Source organism: Ancylomarina euxina (assembly GCF_003863355.1).
Classification (GTDB): Bacteria; Bacteroidota; Bacteroidia; order Bacteroidales; family Marinifilaceae; genus Ancylomarina; species Ancylomarina euxinus.
The window spans coordinates 363,017-382,657 of record NZ_QQWG01000002.1 but is presented as its reverse complement, the minus strand read 5'-3'; the positions used below and the strand labels follow the sequence as shown (position 1 = coordinate 382,657).

Annotated in this window: 14 protein-coding genes and 2 tRNA genes; 9 read left to right on the top strand and 7 right to left on the bottom strand. The window is 35.6% G+C overall.

Going from position 1 to position 19,641, the window contains the following annotated elements; all coding sequences use genetic code 11:
* Positions 1-397 precede the first annotated feature (397 nt).
* The 3 genes from DWB61_RS03825 to DWB61_RS03815 all read right to left on the bottom strand — a co-directional run bounded on the left by DWB61_RS03825 (position 398) and on the right by DWB61_RS03815 (position 3,988).
* A complete protein-coding gene (locus tag DWB61_RS03825; protein WP_225423349.1) occupies positions 398-1,189 on the bottom strand; it encodes a M48 family metallopeptidase in 792 nt (263 codons plus the stop codon).
* A gap of 17 nt (positions 1,190-1,206) precedes the next feature.
* Positions 1,207-3,285: a thioredoxin domain-containing protein gene (locus DWB61_RS03820; protein WP_197091160.1), complete on the bottom strand. Its 2,079-nt coding sequence runs from the start codon at positions 3,283-3,285 to the stop codon at positions 1,207-1,209.
* An 82-nt stretch (positions 3,286-3,367) separates the two neighbouring features.
* On the bottom strand, positions 3,368-3,988 hold the full coding sequence (locus DWB61_RS03815; RefSeq protein WP_125029563.1) for a CPBP family intramembrane glutamic endopeptidase: 621 nt from the start codon (positions 3,986-3,988) through the stop codon (positions 3,368-3,370).
* Positions 3,989-4,217: 229 nt separating this feature from the next.
* Here DWB61_RS03815 and rbr point away from each other — a divergent pair, with 229 nt between their 5' ends.
* A complete protein-coding gene (rbr, locus tag DWB61_RS03810) occupies positions 4,218-4,790 on the top strand; it encodes a rubrerythrin (RefSeq protein WP_125029562.1) in 573 nt (190 codons plus the stop codon).
* Between the two features lie 43 nt (positions 4,791-4,833).
* Here the strand turns inward: rbr and trmD are convergent, their stop codons facing one another.
* Complete coding sequence (gene trmD, locus DWB61_RS03805; protein WP_125029561.1) at positions 4,834-5,511, bottom strand: tRNA (guanosine(37)-N1)-methyltransferase TrmD; 678 nt, start codon at positions 5,509-5,511, stop codon at positions 4,834-4,836.
* Positions 5,512-5,814: 303 nt separating this feature from the next.
* On the opposite strand from trmD, the gene DWB61_RS03800 reads away from it, so the two are divergent.
* The 3 genes from DWB61_RS03800 (at position 5,815) to yidC (ending at position 11,463) form a co-directional block, all read left to right on the top strand.
* On the top strand, positions 5,815-7,701 hold the full coding sequence (locus DWB61_RS03800; RefSeq protein WP_125029560.1) for a DUF349 domain-containing protein: 1,887 nt from the start codon (positions 5,815-5,817) through the stop codon (positions 7,699-7,701).
* Positions 7,702-7,895: 194 nt separating this feature from the next.
* On the top strand, positions 7,896-9,500 hold the full coding sequence (locus DWB61_RS03795) for a CTP synthase (protein ID WP_125029559.1): 1,605 nt from the start codon (positions 7,896-7,898) through the stop codon (positions 9,498-9,500).
* A gap of 115 nt (positions 9,501-9,615) precedes the next feature.
* Positions 9,616-11,463 carry a membrane protein insertase YidC gene (yidC, locus tag DWB61_RS03790; RefSeq protein ID WP_125029558.1) on the top strand — a complete coding sequence of 616 codons (1,848 nt, stop codon included), beginning with the start codon at positions 9,616-9,618 and terminating at the stop codon, positions 11,461-11,463.
* Positions 11,464-11,574: 111 nt separating this feature from the next.
* On the opposite strand, the gene DWB61_RS03785 is transcribed toward yidC, so the two are convergent.
* Positions 11,575-12,750 carry an MFS transporter gene (locus tag DWB61_RS03785; protein WP_125029557.1) on the bottom strand — a complete coding sequence of 392 codons (1,176 nt, stop codon included), beginning with the start codon at positions 12,748-12,750 and terminating at the stop codon, positions 11,575-11,577.
* A 234-nt stretch (positions 12,751-12,984) separates the two neighbouring features.
* On the opposite strand from DWB61_RS03785, the gene DWB61_RS03780 reads away from it, so the two are divergent.
* The 3 genes from DWB61_RS03780 (at position 12,985) to DWB61_RS03770 (ending at position 14,516) form a co-directional block, all read left to right on the top strand.
* Positions 12,985-13,059 (top strand) — tRNA-Arg (locus tag DWB61_RS03780).
* A gap of 33 nt (positions 13,060-13,092) precedes the next feature.
* Positions 13,093-13,167: transfer RNA gene (locus DWB61_RS03775), tRNA-Arg, on the top strand.
* Positions 13,168-13,352: 185 nt separating this feature from the next.
* Positions 13,353-14,516, top strand: coding sequence for a site-specific integrase (locus tag DWB61_RS03770; protein ID WP_125029556.1), 1,164 nt, complete (start codon positions 13,353-13,355; stop codon positions 14,514-14,516).
* A gap of 67 nt (positions 14,517-14,583) precedes the next feature.
* On the opposite strand, the gene DWB61_RS03765 is transcribed toward DWB61_RS03770, so the two are convergent.
* Complete coding sequence (locus DWB61_RS03765; protein ID WP_125029555.1) at positions 14,584-15,825, bottom strand: PAS domain-containing sensor histidine kinase; 1,242 nt, start codon at positions 15,823-15,825, stop codon at positions 14,584-14,586.
* A gap of 396 nt (positions 15,826-16,221) precedes the next feature.
* Positions 16,222-16,722: a hypothetical protein gene (locus tag DWB61_RS03760; RefSeq protein ID WP_125029554.1), complete on the bottom strand. Its 501-nt coding sequence runs from the start codon at positions 16,720-16,722 to the stop codon at positions 16,222-16,224.
* 424 nt (positions 16,723-17,146) lie between these two features.
* Here DWB61_RS03760 and DWB61_RS03755 point away from each other — a divergent pair, with 424 nt between their 5' ends.
* Both DWB61_RS03755 and DWB61_RS03750 read left to right on the top strand, forming a co-directional pair.
* Positions 17,147-17,728 (top strand): hypothetical protein, encoded by a 582-nt coding sequence (locus tag DWB61_RS03755; RefSeq protein ID WP_125029553.1) that lies wholly within the window; start codon positions 17,147-17,149, stop codon positions 17,726-17,728.
* 3 nt (positions 17,729-17,731) lie between these two features.
* Positions 17,732-19,639, top strand: a complete 1,908-nt coding sequence (locus DWB61_RS03750; protein ID WP_125029552.1) for a hypothetical protein — start codon at positions 17,732-17,734, stop codon at positions 19,637-19,639.
* Positions 19,640-19,641: the final 2 nt, after the last annotated feature.

Below are 19,641 nucleotides of genomic sequence, written 5' to 3'. Positions count from 1 at the left end.
CTTAACTCAACAGCATTTAATTTAAACTCTCTACTAAATTTTCGTCTCTCTTTTTCCATTTTCTAAGATATAAATTATTAAGATAATTATACCTTAACTCACTGTCCAAGTAAATGTAGCAACTCCACCATTTATTTGGTGGCTGCTCAGGACTTATTTACGCCTTAGCCTTCAGAAACGAAGGGCCTCAGAAACCCAAGGTTGTTTGGGACGAAGATGATACTATTCCTGAAGAGATATGGAATCCGAAAGATCAGGATTAATCAAGCGTTGAACTTTCCTATTCTACCAAAAACAAGATGACTTAAAAAACTTATTAGTGGAAATATAAAGGCAAAAAAAAAGAGATGCACAATAAGCATCTCTTCTCAATATTTTTTTTGTAAGACTTAACTTTCTATTTCTTATAATATTTCATTGCCTCAGGCAAAAAAGCTTGTAAATTTTGAACGCGAGTATCGTCAGCTGGGTGAGTTGACAAGAACTCTGGAGGCTTTTGTCCACCACTTTCACCCATACGTTTCCAAAAGTCAACAGCAACGGCAGGATCATATCCAGCCATGGCCATAAAAATCAAACCCATTTTATCAGCTTCAGTCTCATGTGATCTTGAAAAGGGCAACATCACTCCCACATTAGAAACTGCACCAAAAGCGGTCATCCATATTTGCTGAGTCTCAGCTGGTTTTTCATTTAGTGCCATACTCAAACCTGTTCCCAAAGCCTGAATTCCCATCTGCTGACTCATTCTCTCATTACCATGGCGAGCAATAGCGTGTGCAATTTCGTGTCCCATCACAACTGCCAAACCTGCTTCGGTTTGAGTATAAGGCAGAATACCAGTATAAAAAACAACCTTACCACCTGGCATACACCAAGCATTAGGCGTATCATCCTCAACCAAATTAAATTCCCAGGCAAAGTCAGCAACTCTGTCAGCCATTCCATTATCTTTCATAAAGATCTCCACAACCTCGGAAATTCGCTTTCCTACTCGCTTCACCATCTCCGACTGCTCTTCATCACCTGACAACTTATTCTCCTTAAGAAAACTATCATATTGAGTTAAACTAGTCGCTATCATCTGACTTTCGGGAAATAAACTCATTTGTCTTCTCCCCGTAATTGGAACCGTAGCACAAGCTGTTAATAGTGCAATTAGGCACAAAAAGGAAATTTTCTTCATCATTATATTAGTCTTTAACATTATTTGAGATCGATACGTCTAATAACTTCTTCCATATTGGATGTCGGTGCGAAACAAGCCTTATCCTTACAAAGGTAAAAACTAGTTATTTCATTATTAAATCTATTTTTCAATAGAGGTAGCTCACTTTCTTTCTCGCTTCCCAATATCAAGACATTAGGGTAAAATCTTTTATTAAATTCTTTTTGATACTGCCTTGCATCCGAACCTGATATAACCAATTCATAGGGTGATTCTATTTGCTTTAACATTAAATTAGCCCATTTACCATGATAAGATAAGTATTTCAAGGTATGCTCTTTCATATTGGCAAGCATCTGTCCTGACAGTTCAACATACTTTTCGTCCTCTAATAGATGCCCCAAGAGATAAAGAGATTCAGCCATTGATGCATTTGAAGAAGGGATGACATTATCCATCACCTCCATTTTTCGAGCAACAAGTTTAGCATCTTCTACTGAAGTATAAAAAAACATACCTGATTTATCATCATAAAAGTTCTTGATTACATAAGCCATCATAGCATCAGCACGATTGAGCCAGGCTTCATCGAAACTGGCTTGATACAAGGCAATAAAAGCCTCAAGTGTAAAAGTGTAATCATCGAGGAAGGCATTTATTCTTGAATCACCCTTTTTATAGGTTCTAAACAACTGAACACCTGACTGCATCATTCTCGCCATGATAAAATTGGCTATTTGATCAGCCTTTTTTAAATATGTTTCATCCCCAATCGCCTTGTAGACATCAAGATATCCCTTTATTAAAAGGGCATTCCATGCGCTTAAGAATTTATCATCCAAACCAGGTCTTATTCTCTCTTCTCTTGCCTGTAAAAGTTTCTTCTTCGACTCCTTCATTAAAAGATCGAATGCCCTTTCTGACAACTGATACTTATCTAATAATTCTTTTTTATCCTTTTTTATATGAAGAATATTGCCTTCTTCCCAATTAGCCGATTTTGACACCTCGTAGTATTCTGAAAAGATAATTGAATCATCTCCTAAAAGCTGATCAAGCTCCTCTTTTTCCCAAACGTAAAATTTTCCTTCTACGCCTTCACTATCTGCATCTAATGCAGAATAAAATCCACCTTCTGCAAACGACATTTCTCTCTCCAGAAAGCCAATAGTCTCTTCGACAATACGCTTATAGAGAGCTTTCTTAGTTAAGCGATAAGCATTCGAATACAAACTGAGGAGTTGGGCGTTATCGTAAAGCATTTTTTCGAAATGAGGAACCTTCCAATATTCGTCAACTGAATAGCGAGCAAAACCACCGCCTACCTGATCGTAAATACCACCCTCGGCCATCTTATCCAAACTTAAAACAACATGATCTAAAACCTCTACATCTTTGGTATAGAAATAGTAGTTCAATAAAAAGTCCAGAGAAATAGGTATCGGAAATTTAGGGGCACGGTTCTCACCGCCATATTTTTTATCGAAGCTCGATTTCCATACATTCACAGACTTAACTAAATCGGCCATCTGAAAAAGGCTAGTCTCAGCTTTTTCTAAAATCAAGCCACTTGTCCTAAGGCCTTCAGAAACCTGCTCAGCAGATCTCAAGACCTTCTCCTTTTCAGTCATATAAGCATTACTAATAGCCTTCAACACCTTCACCCAATCATCAGAAGGGAAATAAGTCCCTCCATAAAATGGACGACCATCAGGTAATGCGAAGCAATTCAAAGGCCAACCACCTCGTCCGGTAATTAGCTGAACAGCATCCATATAAACCTGATCTATATCTGGTCGTTCTTCCCTGTCAACCTTCACACAAACAAAGAGTTCATTCATCAACTTAGCAACCTCTTCGTTTTCGAAGCTCTCGTGTTCCATTACATGGCACCAATGGCAGGCTGAATAGCCAATACTTATCAAAAGCGGCTTATTTCTTGCCTGGGCTTTTTGTAGAACATCATCCCCCCAAGGGTTCCAGCTTACAGGATTATGAGCATGTTGGAGTAAGTATGGACTAGTCTCATTAATAAGCGAGTTGGTATGCTTTTCTTTCATTACTTTATTTTGAGTTTGAGCCTCAACAAAATACAAAGCCAGTATTCCGAAAAACACAAAACCTGAGATAAGAGGGCGTATTTAAATCTAATTTTCATAGATATAAATATACCTCTTATTTTTATTTGTTTTAAATAAATTAAAGAGGTAGATAAAAGAAAATGCCAAATCCATTGGTAAAAAAAATATTACCATAAATGGAATGCTCAATAAAAACCACATTTAAAGATTTACTACGTATATAAGTCAGTGAAAAAACGATACTACCGACAAAAGTAAATACTAAGGCTACCCAATTTCTAAAAATGATATGAGCCATGGAGAAACAAAGAGCATTCACAAATATCATAACCAGAATACTATCAAATAAAATTCTATAACGTTGATAGAAAAAAAAGCGGTATATAAATTCTTGGGTAAAAGCTGACCAAATAGGATAAGTCAAAACAATAAAAACCCAAAACCAAAAATTATTTAAGGGCAGATGAAAAAAAACATCTTCTCGAAAGATATAAACCCACAAAGAAGACACAATTAACAAGAACAAACTCTTAATAGCAACCTCTTTTAATGAAACATAAGACTTAACTCTAAAAACTCGTCTTGATATATTTTTTCTGTTATACATAACCACAAAGCAATATATAAAAACAAGCACCAATGGTATTCCTTTATGAATTGGAATCAATTCAAAGAAGTACAAAAGTGGCATTACAAAAAACAATACCACAAACTCTGACCATAGGTAAAGTTTAGACATATAATACGAAATTTAATTGAGAAACAAATCGAGATAGATTTGCATAAAGAAGTTACAAAAACTTTAGACTTTACACAAAATTATTTTTCCATTTTTCTTATCAATATACTCAACCCACCGTACTATTTAACACCATTATAAATAAGAAAGCTAGTTGGGATTATACTTCTATACTTCTAATAAAAACTTGATATTTGTATATTAGAAAACATAACAAAACTCAATTGGTATGAGCATTAAAGGAACAGAAACAGAAAAGAATCTTCTGAAAGCATTTGCAGGAGAGTCACAAGCAAGGGGCCGCTACACCTATTTTGCAAAGCAAGCAAAAAAAGAAGGTTACGAGCAAATTGCAGCCTTATTTTTAGAAACGGCTGAGCAGGAAATGCAACACGCTAAGCGTTTCTTTAACTTCCTCGAAGGTGGCGAACTTGAAATTACGGCAACTTACCCAGCTGGATCAATTGCAACAACAGCTGAAAACCTAAAAGCTGCTGCTATGGGCGAAAACGAGGAATACACCGATTTGTATCCTGAATTTGCTAGAATCGCACAAGAAGAAGGCTTCAAAGAAGTCGCTTCTGCATTTAAAACTATTGCTAAAGTTGAACAAATGCACGAAGAAAGATACCTTAAACTATTGAAGAATATTGAAGAAGGTAAAGTATTCGAAAAGGAAGAAAAAACAGATTGGTACTGTAGAAAATGTGGTTATGTGCACGAGGGTAAAAAAGCACCTAACAACTGTCCTGCCTGCCAACATCCTCAAGCTTATTTTGAAGAGAAAAGCGAAAACTACTAAATCATAAAAAGCTGCAAATTATAATTTGCAGCTTTTTATTTTATTATTCATCAAGTAAATCAGGACGAAGTTGCTTCGTTCTTTTATAAGCCTGTTCTTCTTGCCAAATCTCAATTTTCTTATGATCCCCTGAAAGCAATATTTCAGGAACTTTCCATCCTCTAAATTCAGCAGGACGTGTATACAAGGGGGGTGCTAATAAATTATCCTGAAAAGAATCTGTTAAGGCAGATGTTTCATCACCCATAGCCCCCGGTAATAAACGCACAACACTATCAATAATAATAGCAGCAGCCAATTCTCCACCTGTCAACACAAAATCACCAACAGAAATTTCTTTGCTTATAAAATGATCACGAATCCTCTGATCAATACCTTTATAATGACCACAAAGAATCATGATATTCTCTTTTAGAGAAAGTGTATTTGCCGATTTTTGATCATACTTCTCACCGTCAGGAGTCGTGAAAATAATCTCATCATACTTTCGCTGGTCAGTCAAACTTTCAATTGCTTTAACTATTGGTTCCAATCGCATGACCATTCCTGCTCCACCACTAAAAGCATAGTCGTCAACCTTATTATGCTTGTCTTCGGAAAAATCACGAATGTTATGGATGTGAATTTCTACTACACCATTATCTTTTGCTCTTTGAATAATAGAATGGTCTAATGGACTTCTCAATAATTCAGGCACAACTGTTAATATATCAATTCTCATCTTTTCTAAATTTTGCTCAAAAGTAGACATCAAGCCTTAGTAAAACAAAAAAAAATGAAGTTTGGAAAATGAATTAAAGCATATTTTTAGCGAAAAGATAAATACAACTCACAAACAAAGAAGCACACGCCCCTTAAAAAGCTTGTTTCATGCCTATTCCAAGTCTTTAATTAAATAAATATTTCACATTATTCTTTGATGTTTCATACATTAATAACTAAATTCGTAATAGTAGTTTAAACCTCTAAACTCTATATTGTCAATTTAATAGGTACATTTAGCCTACTTTTCAATAAAAAGAACATGAAAGAACAAGATCTTACACCCTCACATGAGAATGAAACTGAGCCAATAGTTGAATTACGAGCTGAAGCCACTCATGATCAATCAGAAGAACAAATTCAGGAAGAAAAATCCGATTCTGATTCTAATACTGATAATTTAAAATCGAAAACAGAACTTCAGGAAATACCTGACTATGCTTCAATGGAAAAGCATGAGTTAATACAAAGACTTAAACTGATACTCGAGTCAGACTTAGATAACGAATCTAAAGAAAGAGCTGAAAGTATTAAGGTTCATTTCTATAAGAAACATAACGCGAGTATAGAGGAGTATAAAAGAGTTTTCATTAAAGAAGGTGGATTAGAGGAAGATTTTCATCCAGAAAGAGATGATCAAGAGATTGAAATAAAAGATCTTCTACAACAATATAGAGATAAGAAAGCTGTAGTTCAGAAAAGTTTTGAACAGCAAAAAGAAAATAACTTAAAGCAGAAGTTATTGATTATTGATGAAATCAAACAATTAATATCGGGCCAAGAGTCATTCGAGAAAACATTCCACGAATTTAGAGCGCTGCAAAAAAAGTGGAAAGATTACGGTATGGTACCCTCTCAATCTATTAAACACTTATGGGAAAACTACCATCATGCTGTAGAACAATTCTACGATTACAGTAAGATCAATCGAGACCTGCGTGATTTGGATTTACGCAAAAACTACGAAGCTAAAATCGCACTTTGCGAAAATGCAGAAAAGCTCATTGAACAGGATTCTCCTGTTAAAGCATTTAATGACCTCCAAAAACTGCATGAAATGTGGCGTGAGGTTGGTCCTGTTGACCGTAGTCTAAGAGAAGAACTTTGGCAGCGATTTAAAACCATATCAAATACTATCAATAAAAATCAACAGAATTTCTATAATGGTGTTCGTGAAGAACAAATCTACAATCTTCAGAAAAAGACTACCCTCTGTGTTAAGGTCGAAGAGATTGCAGGTAAAGTTGTAAAAACTCATCAAGAATGGAATGAAGCTTCTAAAGAAGTGCTTGAAATTCAGACAGAGTGGCGAACAATTGGTTTTGCACCAAAAAAAGACAACAATCTTATCTATCAACGCTTTAGAGAAGCCTGCGATCTATTTTTCAATCACAAACGTGATTTCTATGTGGAGCACAAAGATGCGTTGAACGAAAACCTGAATATCAAAATGGCACTTTGCGAAAAAGCTGAGGAATTACAAAACAGTACCGATTGGAAACAAACAACCAATGAATTAATTCGAATTCAGAAAAAATGGAAGAGTATTGGTAATGTTCCACGAAAAGTGTCAAATGAAATTTGGGATCGATTTAGAAAAGCTTGCGATCATTTCTTTGAACGTAAATCGGAACACTTCGGCTCCTTAGATTTAAAACAAGCTGAAAATTTAAAACTTAAGGAAGCTATTATTGAGAAGATCAAAGAATTCAAACTTAGCGAGGATAATGAGGAAAACTTGAATACTATAAAACAATTCCAAAAAGATTGGTCTTCTATTGGTCATGTTCCATTTAAAAATAAAGAAAATATTCAAAATGATTTCAGCAAAGCAGTCAATATTCTATATGATAAAATGAATATGGACTCTAGTAATTTAGAAATCCAAAAGTTCAAACTAAAGATTGATTCAATACTTGAAGGGAAAAAACCTGAAGACAAACTCATTCACGAGCGGAATAAACTTTACACCAGAGTAAAACAACTTGAAACTGATATTGCACTTTGGGGAAACAATATGGGATTCTTCTCTTTGTCTGATAAGTCAAGCTCAATTCTGAAGGAAATGGAAGAAAAAATCAGTCAGGGAAAAAAGAATCTCGGCTTATTAAAACAAAAAATCAAACTCATTGACGATTTAGCTAACTAACAATTGTTTATAAGTTCAATTTGTTATTGAATAAAACCATAAGATCCATTCAAAACACAAAAGATACCTCTTTGAATTTTCACTGAGGTATTTTTTTTTATTCAATCAACTGTTTTTAGTTCGGGAAATAGTTTTCCAAAACGCTATATTTTGCCTATTTTTGCAGTTTTAATCAACCATTAAATCATCTTAAAGTGTCTGCAACTAAATACATCTTTGTTACTGGAGGAGTCGCCTCCTCATTAGGAAAAGGAATTATAGCCTCATCTTTAGCTAAACTACTACAAGGCAGAGGGTATTCTGTTACAAACCAAAAACTGGATCCTTATTTAAATGTTGATCCAGGAACCCTTAACCCATATGAGCACGGCGAGTGTTATGTAACTGATGATGGTGCCGAAACGGATCTTGACTTAGGTCACTACGAGCGCTTTACAAACATACCAACCTCTCAAGCGAATAATGTCACTACAGGTAGAATCTATAAAACCGTTATTAACAAAGAACGAAAAGGAGACTATTTGGGTAAAACAGTTCAAATTATACCTCATATTACTGATGAAATAAAGCGAAATATTAAGCTACTTGGTACTAAGAATAAGTATGATTTCGTTATTACTGAGATTGGAGGAACTATTGGCGATATCGAATCACTTCCTTACATTGAATCAGTTCGTCAGTTGAAATGGGAACTGGGAAATGATGCCTTGGTTATTCATTTAACTCTTGTTCCATATTTAGCAGCATCAGGAGAATTAAAGACAAAACCAACTCAGCACTCTGTAAAATCACTTTTGGAAACTGGAGTTCAACCAGATGTATTGGTATTAAGAACTGAGCATGAGCTTTCTTCTGATATTAGAAGAAAAGTAGCTTTATTCTGTAATGTTGATCCAAGAGCTGTTATTCAATCTATCGATGTAGAAACGATCTACGATGTGCCATTGAAAATGCGTGAGGAGAAACTTGATGCTATCGTTCTTGAAAAACTAGGATTATCATCAGAAGGTGAACCAGAACTTAAGGAATGGACAAAGTTTCTAAAAAGACATAAGAATCCTAAATCAGAAGTTAATATCGGATTAGTTGGTAAATATGTCGAGCTTAAAGATGCTTACAAATCAATTGCCGAAGCTTTTATTCACGCTGGAGCGACTAATGAATGTAGAGTTAATTTGAAATGGATTCACTCTGAGAAATTGACAGATGCAAACTATCAGAACGAGTTAAAAGACCTTAAAGGTATTTTAGTTGCTCCTGGTTTTGGTCATAGAGGTATGGAAGGTAAGATTCTTGCCGTAAAATATGCCCGTGAAAATGACGTTCCTTTCTTAGGAATTTGTTTAGGTATGCAAGTTTCAGTTATCGAATATGCTAGAAATGTATTGAAACTTGAGGATGCAGATTCATTGGAGATGAACCCTCAAACTCACAATCCTGTAATCAACCTCATGGAAGAACAGAAAAATGTGACTGAAAAAGGTGGTACAATGCGATTGGGAGCATACGAGTGTGAGCTAAAAGAAGGTTCAAACTGTGCGAAGGCTTATAAGAATTTAGACATTTCAGAACGTCACCGTCACCGTTACGAGTTCAACAACGACTACCTTAAGCAATTTGAAGCTGCAGGTTTAAAAGCGACAGGTTTTAACCCTGAAACCGGTCTCGTTGAAGTTGTTGAGATTGAAAATCACAAATGGTTTGTTGGTGTTCAGTTCCATCCTGAATATAAGAGTACCGTTTTAAACCCTCACCCTCTTTTTGTTGAGTTTGTGAAGGTTGCTAAAAACAACAAATAATATAGAATTATCAATAAGATAGATTGTGAAATTCAATTTTGCATGATGCAATTTTAGGAGAGTAGTTTTTAAAACAAACTGCTCTCGAATAGTCTATCTAAACAGAAACTAATAAATGGATAAAAATTCAATTTGGGGATTAGTCATTATTGGAGCCATTTTGATTGGGTATACCTACCTAACCAAACCATCGGCTGAAGAATTAAAGGCAATCAAAACCCGCGACTCTATTGCCAGAGTTGAACAAGCACGTGATCAGCAATTAGAGACTGAGAGATTTACTGCTATGAAAGCCATCGAGGCCGAAAAGCAAAAAGATCCGACACATCTGCAAGAAACCTTTGGTGTATTTTCATCAGCGGCTGCTCAAAAAGAAGAATTTATCACTCTTGAGAACAAACTTGTTAAGATTAAGGTAAGCAATAAAGGTGGACGAATCTATTCGGTTCAGCTTAAAGATTACCAAACACATGACTCTTTACCATTAATCCTTTGGGAAGGTGAAAAGAATCGTTTTGGCATGAGTTTCTATGCAGAAAACAAACCTATTGATACACAAGATTTATTCTTTTCTTCTGATGCTGGTTTTGAAAACATTGATGCGAGCTCACAGCAAAAGACTTTAAGTATGAAACTTAAGGCTAGTGATGATCAATACCTTGAATATGTGTACACTTTAGCTCCTGATAGCTATATGCTTGACTTTGACATCAAAGTTATTGGTCTAAACAACATCATCGCTCGCAACCAAAGCAACCTAACATTCAACTGGCAAGCCGATATTTATGGCAAAGAAAAAGGTCATAAGAATGAGAATATGTACTCAGCTCTTTATTATAAACATAGTGAAGATGACGTAGATAATTTAAGTGAAGGTGGTAATGACGAAGAAGATATAGCCACGCAAGTGAAATGGATTGCCTTTAAGCAACAATTTTTTACGTCGGCACTTATCGCTAAAAACAACTTCAAAGGCATTAAGCTGAAGTCTGTAGATATGGATGAGCACTCGCCTATTTTAAAGAACTTCTCTGCTGAGATTTCTCTTCCATATAGTGGCGATGTGAAAGAGAGCTACCCAATGCAATTCTATTTTGGGCCTAATAAATACAAAACGCTTAGAAAATACGGTAAGGACATTCAACTTGAAAAAGTTATCAATTTAGGATGGGGTATTTTTGGATGGGTTAATAAATACGTCGTAATTGAAGTTTTCAACTTCCTTGAAAAGTACATGAGCAATTATGGTCTAATTATTTTGATTCTGACCATTCTTATCAAACTGGTTCTTTCACCTCTTACTTATAAGTCATATTTATCAACGGCAAAAATGAGAGTTTTGAAGCCTCAGATTGATGAAATAAATGAGAGAATACCAAAAGACAAAGCCATGGAGCGCCAGCAGGCAACTATGGGGCTATATAAAAAGGCAGGGGTAAATCCTATGGGTGGTTGTTTGCCAATGTTGGTACAATTCCCTATTCTGATTGCACTCTTCCGTTTCTTTCCATCATCAATTGAGCTTCGTCAGAAAAGCTTCCTTTGGGCTTCAGACTTATCGTCTTATGACTCTATTATGACCTTACCCTGGGATATTCCTTGGTATGGTGATCATATCTCTTTGTTCTGTATTTTGATGGCAGTAACCAACTTAGTTTACACGAAGATGAACGGTCAGATGCAAACATCGAACCAGATGCCAGGAATGCAAGCTATGATGTATATGATGCCAGTAATGTTTTTAGTATGGTTCAATAACTATGCATCAGGTTTATCATACTATTACTTTATTGCAACACTATTTACAATAGTCCAAACTTGGGCAATTCGTAAGTGGATGGTTGATGATAACAAAGTATTGGCTATGCTGGAAGCATCGAAGAAAAAGCCCGTTAAAAAATCGAAATTCCAACAGCGATTAGAAGAAGCTGCAAAGAAAAAAGGTTTCAACGCTAAGAAATAACACTTGCTTAATAAGCTATAAAAAAAAAGAGTCTCAGTTGAGACTCTTTTTTTATGCCTTAACTTTATAATTTAGTTGATCAGGATTATAGTGACTTTTACTTTTAACAACTTACTTTCTCTCGGTTTTATAGATAAAGAAAAGTGTCACACCTCCCAATAGAAATATAATACTACCTGCAAATATTAAGGCGTCACCAATACTAAAATGGTCACTATACCAGCCTAAGAAGGGCGCGATAATGGCAAATAGAATTCGAATAATAAAATTACGAAGAGAAAGCACTGTCGCTCGCATATCCGATGTGGTAATTCTATTGATATAATCCTTTAATATAGGTGTGGCAATCCCCCTAATGATATAAAAATAGAAGAGACAAATAATGCCCAATTGTGTGGTCATGACTCCTGACAGAATAAAACCAGAGGAAAGCCCAATAACAATCAATAGTGATGTGCCTATTTTACCCAAACGACTCTCAATTCGATGTGCTAACAGGGCCGTAAAACCAACCGTTAGATTCAGAAGAGTCCAAATCACACCAATACGGCTCACATCCATATCGAACTGTTTTAAATAGGGCTGAACAAACCAAGCCAGAGAAAGTGTGGCACAACCAAAAATAGACGAATAAAGGATATTTAGTCTCAACTGAAGGTTTTCCCATAAGGCATAGCGAACGACCTTTAGAATGTGCACAAAGCCGCCTTCTGTCTTAAGTTTACTCCTTTCCACCTCCATTAACATCATGGAAGCTGGTACAGCTATAAAAGCAATAAAGATTTGGAATATAAAGGGTGTTCGTAAACTGATTAGAGCTAAGCTCCCTCCTGCTATACCCGCTAACGCCTCTGCAAAATTACCAACCGACATCATTCTACTTTCCTGCTTCAAATATGTGCCTTCCTTTTTATCTTGCAATAAACTATCATAAAGCAAGGCAGAATCGGCTCCCGAAATAAAACTAGAGCCAACACCCAAAACAAGCTCGGCCAGTAAAAAACCATAAAAATCGGAACTCAAGCCATAAACCACAAACCCTAAACAGCCCAATACACTTCCCATAATTAGAGTTTTCTTCCTCCCCCATATGTCGGCAAAATAACCCGATGGAATTTCCATGATAACAACAGCAACAGAATAAAAAGCTTTTAGAGTTAAAACATTCTGCATACTCAAACCATTCTCCTGATAAAAAAGGACGATAATGGGCATGGTTAGCATAAACCATTTTGCCAATTTGATAATATAGAGTTTAGGAATATTAGAGGAATAGCTCCTGGACATAGGTCATTTTATTTATTCTTTTGCATCCGAAAAAGCTCGAAGCATGCGAATTTAATAAAGGGAAGATCGAAAACAGACATGTATTTGAAAAAAAATGAAGAAAAATATGAAAATAGATATTCTGACAGTTAGAGATTTAGGTTGAACTTGCCGTAAAACCTCACAAAAAAGGACAAAATAATTTGTGTGAGACAATAATTAATCCCTATATTTGCATCGCAATTAAGGAAAAATGGTCCAGTAGCTCAGTTGGATTAGAGCAATAGCCTTCTAAGCTATAGGTCCCAGGTTCGAGCCCTGGCTGGATCACTTTATTTTTTTGCAACAATACATTTATAGGATGGTCCAGTAGCTCAGTTGGATTAGAGCAATAGCCTTCTAAGCTATAGGTCCCAGGTTCGAGCCCTGGCTGGATCACAAAGACGACACAAAAGTGTCGTCTTTTTTGTTGCATACCCCCGCCAAACCTACTATCTTTAGGTATTGTATCGAATTTCTGATACACAAAGAAAACGTTTCTTTTAACACATTTGTAGTACCCGTGTAGTACCGTGCGCAATACCCGTTTTAGTACCCACTTTAATACCCAATAATACCCGAATATGAAAGCGAATTATAAATTTGTCTATAATCGTAAAGGAAAATTGAACAAAGAAGGCAAAGCACTTCTTCAACTTCAAGTTTATTTGCTCAAAAAACAACGTTATTTTTCAACTGGTATTTACCTTCTCATTAAGCAATGGGACGATTCAAAAAGACAAATCAAGAATCACCCTAATCAAATCCGACTAAATAAACAATTACGAGATTTGATCTCAGGACTTGAAGATTTTGAAATAAAGATAGCTGAAGAAAAAAAGAATTTCGGTTTTGCCCATATAGAAAATTACCTATCTGGTGACGTTGACATGGAGTTTATTGAGTTTTGTGAAAATGAACTCGACCAAGATGCTACAAAGAAATACAGCACATACCGAGCCATTAAATCTAAACTCGAAACCCTTAAGACATTTGGGTTATTCCAAAGCTTTCACGATATCGATTACACCAATATTGAGAAACTTGACAATTGGTTAAGACGACAAGGATTAGCAGATGCAACCGTATTTAAGTACCACAGCACCATCAAGCAATTCTTAAATATTGCAATCAAGAAAGATTTCTTTCCTGTACAGAATAATCCCTATCTAAAATTCAAACCCAAAGCACCCAAGACTGCAAAGCGTCGTTTCCTCGACAAAGCACAAATTAAAAGACTGAAGGAAAAAGAATTCTCAACAAGTCGCTTAGCTGAGATTAGAGATGTTTTTATGTTTTCGATATACACTGGCTTAGCCTACGCTGATATTGCCACATTACGCACCAAAGATCTGTACACCGATGATAATGGCGACCGTTGGATATGGCGCGAACGTGAGAAAACGGCAAGCGAGTACAAAGTACCACTCCTTCCCCAAGCAATTGAGATTCTCAACTCTTACGAACTTGGTAAGCGATTACTACCCGTAAAGACCAATCAGAAAACAAATGAGTACTTGAAGGAGATTGCAACACTGTGCGAAATTGATGAGAACCTGACCTTCCACATGGCCAGACATACCTTTGCAACCACAATTACCTTGAGTAATAATGTGCCGATTGAGACCGTTAGCAAGATGCTAGGACACTCGGATCTGAAAACAACCCAAATATACGCGAAAGTTGTTGATGAGAAAATGATGAGCGATATGAATTTGCTCAGACAAAAAATGACAGAACAAGATTAAAAAGTAAAAATCCCTTAACCAATAGTTGGTTAAGGAATTTCTATTTTTTGAGCAATCGTTTAAAGAATTATTCCAGATCACTTGTTATCATTTTTTTTTCATTATAAGGAATGAAAAAAGAGAATACACTTCCCTTCCCAACATCACTTTTCACCCTAATTTTACTACCGTGTTTTTCTACTAATTCCTTACACAACAACAATCCCAATCCAGTCCCTTTTTCACCTAAAGTGCCAAAAGTTGATAAATATTCAGTGGTTTTAAATAATCTGTCTAAATTTTCAGAATTCATCCCAACCCCTTCATCTTTCACGCTAATTACAACACCCATTTCAGTATCAATAGTCGATAAATAAATACTAGTCTTAGGTTGAGAAAACTTTATTGCATTGGTTATTAAATTCCGAAGAATGGCCATTAGCATATTCCGATCAGCGTAAACAAATTGACTGGGTGAAGTTTGATTATGAATGCTAATATCCTTACTCTGTGCAAGATCTAAAATCAGTAATTTACATGCCTCAATAATTTCATACAGATTTACATTAGTGGGTAAAAACAAAATTCCATCTCGTTGAAGATTAGCCCAAGCTAAAAGGTTTTCCACAAGATCATAAGTAGAACTAGCTGATTTTTGAAGTAATTGTAATATTTCTTTAATTGTATTGGTATCGGTTAAATCACAGTCTGTGAGCATCATCTCTATGAGTTGTTTTAAACTACCAATTGGACCTCGTAAATCGTGCCCAATGATTGAAAACAACTTATTTTTTGAAACATTTGATTCTATTAATAATTTTTCACGATTCTTAAGGTTATTCTGTAATTCAATACGGTTGGTAATATTTCTACATAATGACACTATTCCAATTATCTCTCCTTTTTTGTTTTTCAATGGTGTATTTCTAGAATTATACCATTCAATTTTTCCTTGCACATCTATTTTATAGTCTTGACAATACGTTTTATTTCCTTTAAGGATATGTTCATAAGCTTTATCAACAAGTTCGACAATAAATTCAGGCATTATGTCTCTATAATTCTTACCAAGAAAATCTTCAGGATTTAACAATAAATCCGAATTTTCAGATTTGAAATATTCAATATAATTTCCATCCATATCAAGGATAAATATAAGGTCATCTATTGAGCTGATGATATCATGAATAGATACATTCTCTTTCAAATCTTCCAAATAATAAAAATCACTTTTTTCTTTTGCCAGAATGAGAGGAAAAGAATTATTCAATTCTTCATTTTCTCTTTCTAATGAAATCTTACGATTCTTAAGCTTATCAATATCTTCCATATCAATATAATTTTCTGACTTATGGCTAACTCGTTTAGAAAATACATATGGCTGGTATATCTCATTACACCTTTCAAAAAGTTGTAATCAACATCGCATATTAGGGTCATTACAACATCTTGCAATAATGAGTTATCCTAGTAAGTTACAAATTTTTTGTTAATAATCACACTGTCAAACCTGCCATGTTTTAAGACTGAACATATTAGTCTCCTAGCGTTTAACTCACAATCCATATTTCCACATGAACGAAACCTCTCAATAAACTGAAATACTTAATACTTCAAATTCTAAAATAAAAATCCCGTAACTATTATCTAATTACGGGATTTTAATTAACGATTTTTTGTTCTATTGCTTAGCGACTCTTCGAAATCGAATACTGGTTTTTAGTATTTAAACATCTACTTCCTCTTCAGGATTCATCATATAAGCCTGTAATGAGCTAAATATTTCTAATTGTTCTTCATTCGATTTTGCAAAAAGCACGTAAAGCATTTGAACCAAATAGCTTTGTGCATCGGGTTGCATTCTTCGAATTGCTTCAATAATCTGTCTTTCCTGTATATTAAACCCGCTTTCAACACCCGATAAACCCTTCTCTTTACTGGAAATAAAACTCGTTGCAATCATACCTAGCGTAGACTGAATGGCAGGCATTGAGGTAATTGATTGTACCACATCTTTAGTCGCACTCTTATTGGCAGCGGTTAAATCCATTGAATGCTTTGCTATCAGATCCTTTATTTTATCTTCAAGCCTTTCAATTTTAAACTCTTGCCTAAGATTTTTATCTTTTAAATCTGCAATTTTATCTCCAAATTGGGTTTTCAATTCTGATATTTTATCAAAATGTCCCCTTTCAATATTCCTCAGTTCATCCCCTGATGCTTGCATGTTTTGTGTGTTTTGTTCCGAAAACCCGTTTTCGGTATTTAGGCCTTTCAATGATTGCAAATATTTGACAACCTCCCTATTCCGTTTTGCCTTGTTAAGACATTGACTAGAACAATACTTACTGTTTGGTCTTCTCCCAACTATTTCGCTTCCGCATTCTATACATTTCATAATTCTACCTAATTACCGTAAAACGGGTTTCTACTATTTATTTATTTGTTTCTTAAGCATTTACGCTTTTCAAATACCAAATACCAGTATTCGGTTTAAAAGTAGAGCTATTCTAAAGGCTAAGAAAGGCACATTTTAGACCATTAGAAGGCATAAATCACCACCATCAAGCAAGGTTCACCAGTATTTCCCAAAACGCTCTACAACTCCCTACAAATAGGGCTTTTAAAATTCTTGTTTCTATGTTTGAGGCATGAAAACAAGCAATTTAATCTTAATCGGCGGTGTTGCAGTGGCCTACTTTTACAGAGGAAAACTATTCCCGTATCTGGATGCCAAACTAGACCAGGCTACCGACTCTATAAAAACGGCTCTACTTTCTAAATTGGAAATTGCACCTAACGGGATGCCAAGCGTTAAGCTTGATTTAATAGGTGGAGAACTAGACTTAAGAGGTTCTGTGAAAATGAATAATAAAACCAGCCTTAACACAACTCTAAACACCTACCAATTAGACTTGATCTTAAAAAAGGGAACGAGTCAAATCGTATTAGGTAAAACCCCTTTAGTCCATGCTAATACTGAAATAAAAGGAAACTCAAAAAACAGCTTGAAATACCTTTTCTCTGTTAATCTCGAAAACTTATCAAAGCTTATTAGCGGCGAGAACTTCAACAGTCACAAGGTATTCATTGCTGTTAAAAGCCTTCAAATAGATTCTATTAATCTTCCTGATGTTGAGATTGAAACCAATGTTTGGAAAGAGATCATAGACACTATTAAGACCATTAAAAACCCGTCTTCATTTATTCAAAACTTAATCAATAATTTCTAATAAATGGAAAAACTAAAAGCAGTAAACGGGGCAAGTGGTGTCAGGTCTTTCATGACTTCTTCGGGGGTTATCGTTGGACAAGGCAACAGAACAATTAAGAACGGTTTAGAATTTAATCACTTAATCGACACAAGCGGTGTGACGTTCACAAGCTCTTTTTCAGAGGGTGGTGTTAACGATACCGTTTTAAAGATTAGAGAAATCATCCAAAACAATCACGAGCAAGTAAGCCAACTTGCTAAAACACTTAAACGAAACAGTTTAGTTGAAACTTGTGGGGCTGTTTGGGATTTTGTGTTTCATCATATTCAATACAAAAGCGATAAGGTCGGAGTCGAGCAATTAAGCACCCCTGCGCGTATTTGGCTGAATAGAAGCACACCCAATACGCCAAGCGATTGCGACGATCATACGATTTTTTGTGGTTCTCTTCTGTATTGTCTTGGCATCCCTTTTTCTATCAGAATTGCGGGCTATGACAACAAGCCCTTTTCTCATGTTTACATTGTCGTTAGTGACTCCATTTGTATTGATACTGTTTTACATCGCTTCAATGTTGAAGCTCCATTCTCATCAAAAAAAGACAGTAAAATGACAATTGAAACTTTACAAGGTTTAGACGGCCAAGAGCACTTAGGTGAACTTGGAGAGCTAGACGAAAGCATTAGAAATTTTGCCAACACAATGGAGGGTTTAAAAGGCCTGGGAGATATTGACAGTTCACCGCAAGAGGAAGCTGCTTTAAGAACTTTAGGGGTAAAACAACTCGGTATCACTTTAAAAGCTTATCAAAGTGACCCTGCACCTTTTCACGCTCTGGGTTATAAGCCAGCGTATTTCGAGCATGTTCGAAAAGTCCTTAAGGAAATGATGGGCGGCAGTTTGGAAGGCATCACAATCAAGCTTGCTGATGGTTCATCCTATGAACAAAAAAACTTAAGCGGCTTACAAGGCTTAAGCGATGTTCAAGGCTTAGGCTTTCTAGGCTGGTTTGATGGTTGGTTTAAAAAATTAAGAAAAGGCATTAAAAAAGTTGCCAAAAAGGTTAAAAAAGTTGTAAAAAAAACGGTTAAGGTAGTTGGTAAAGTAGCTAAAAAAGGAATCACACTTTTAAACAAAATCAATCCTTTGTTTATGGCTGTTCGTGGTGGTATTCTACTTGCTATTAAAAAGAACTTCTTCGGATTGGCCTTGAAATTCGGCTTTGGTCTTTTAACCAAAGAGCAGGCAATTTCTATTGGTTGTGACCTAGACCAATGGGGGAAATCGGTAAAAGCTTACAGCAAGTTTGCTGATAAATTCCGATTCCTGGGTGGGCGTACTTCAAAGCTTAGAGAGGCCATTAAGAAAGGCTATGTGAAATATTCTAAAAGCAAAGGTTACCCAACTATTGATTACAAAAGCCTAAAAGGTTTAGACGAGGATGTCAATATCGAAATCGGTGTTTTACCTGCGGCCGCTATACCCGCTGCAACGGGTTTAATTGCCAAAGCTATGAATTTCTTAAAACCTTTTCTTCTTAAGATTTTAAAGGGCTTACACCTTGATAAAATGTTTGCAAAGCTGAAAGCAAAGCACATTGATAATCTAAAGGATCGCAAAGAAAAAGCGACAACTGTAGAGGAAAGACAAAAGCTTGATGACAAGATCAAACGAGCAGAAAATAATCTTGTTGTTATCAACAACCTGAGAAAGAATAACCCAACCGTACAGACTGATTCTAAAGCTCCTTCTCAAGATCCAGAACTTGAAACAGACCTTACAGAATCAGTGGTTTCTACTTCACAAGTAAAAACAGCAAGTATGGGCAAGCTTGGAATGGCGGCCTTAGTCTTAGTTGGTGTTGGTACCATGGTAGCAGCCAACAAGAAAAAGAGTACAGAAAACAAGAGTAATAATCCAAAAAAGTAAAT

What these genes read in the sequence shown, in the direction of transcription:
- trmD (WP_125029561.1), bottom strand. Translation starts at nt 5,511, where the DNA reads ATGAGAATTGATATATTAACAGTTGTGCCTGAATTATTGAGAAGTCCA.
- DWB61_RS03800 (WP_125029560.1), top strand. Translation starts at nt 5,815, where the DNA reads ATGAAAGAACAAGATCTTACACCCTCACATGAGAATGAAACTGAGCCA.
- DWB61_RS03750 (WP_125029552.1), top strand. Translation starts at nt 17,732, where the DNA reads ATGGAAAAACTAAAAGCAGTAAACGGGGCAAGTGGTGTCAGGTCTTTC.
- DWB61_RS03815 (WP_125029563.1), bottom strand. Translation starts at nt 3,988, where the DNA reads ATGTCTAAACTTTACCTATGGTCAGAGTTTGTGGTATTGTTTTTTGTA.
- DWB61_RS03770 (WP_125029556.1), top strand. Translation starts at nt 13,353, where the DNA reads ATGAAAGCGAATTATAAATTTGTCTATAATCGTAAAGGAAAATTGAAC.
- yidC (WP_125029558.1), top strand. Translation starts at nt 9,616, where the DNA reads ATGGATAAAAATTCAATTTGGGGATTAGTCATTATTGGAGCCATTTTG.
- DWB61_RS03785 (WP_125029557.1), bottom strand. Translation starts at nt 12,750, where the DNA reads ATGTCCAGGAGCTATTCCTCTAATATTCCTAAACTCTATATTATCAAA.
- DWB61_RS03760 (WP_125029554.1), bottom strand. Translation starts at nt 16,722, where the DNA reads ATGCAAGCATCAGGGGATGAACTGAGGAATATTGAAAGGGGACATTTT.
- DWB61_RS03755 (WP_125029553.1), top strand. Translation starts at nt 17,147, where the DNA reads ATGAAAACAAGCAATTTAATCTTAATCGGCGGTGTTGCAGTGGCCTAC.
- DWB61_RS03765 (WP_125029555.1), bottom strand. Translation starts at nt 15,825, where the DNA reads ATGGAAGATATTGATAAGCTTAAGAATCGTAAGATTTCATTAGAAAGA.
- DWB61_RS03825 (WP_225423349.1), bottom strand. Translation starts at nt 1,189, where the DNA reads ATGATGAAGAAAATTTCCTTTTTGTGCCTAATTGCACTATTAACAGCT.
- rbr (WP_125029562.1), top strand. Translation starts at nt 4,218, where the DNA reads ATGAGCATTAAAGGAACAGAAACAGAAAAGAATCTTCTGAAAGCATTT.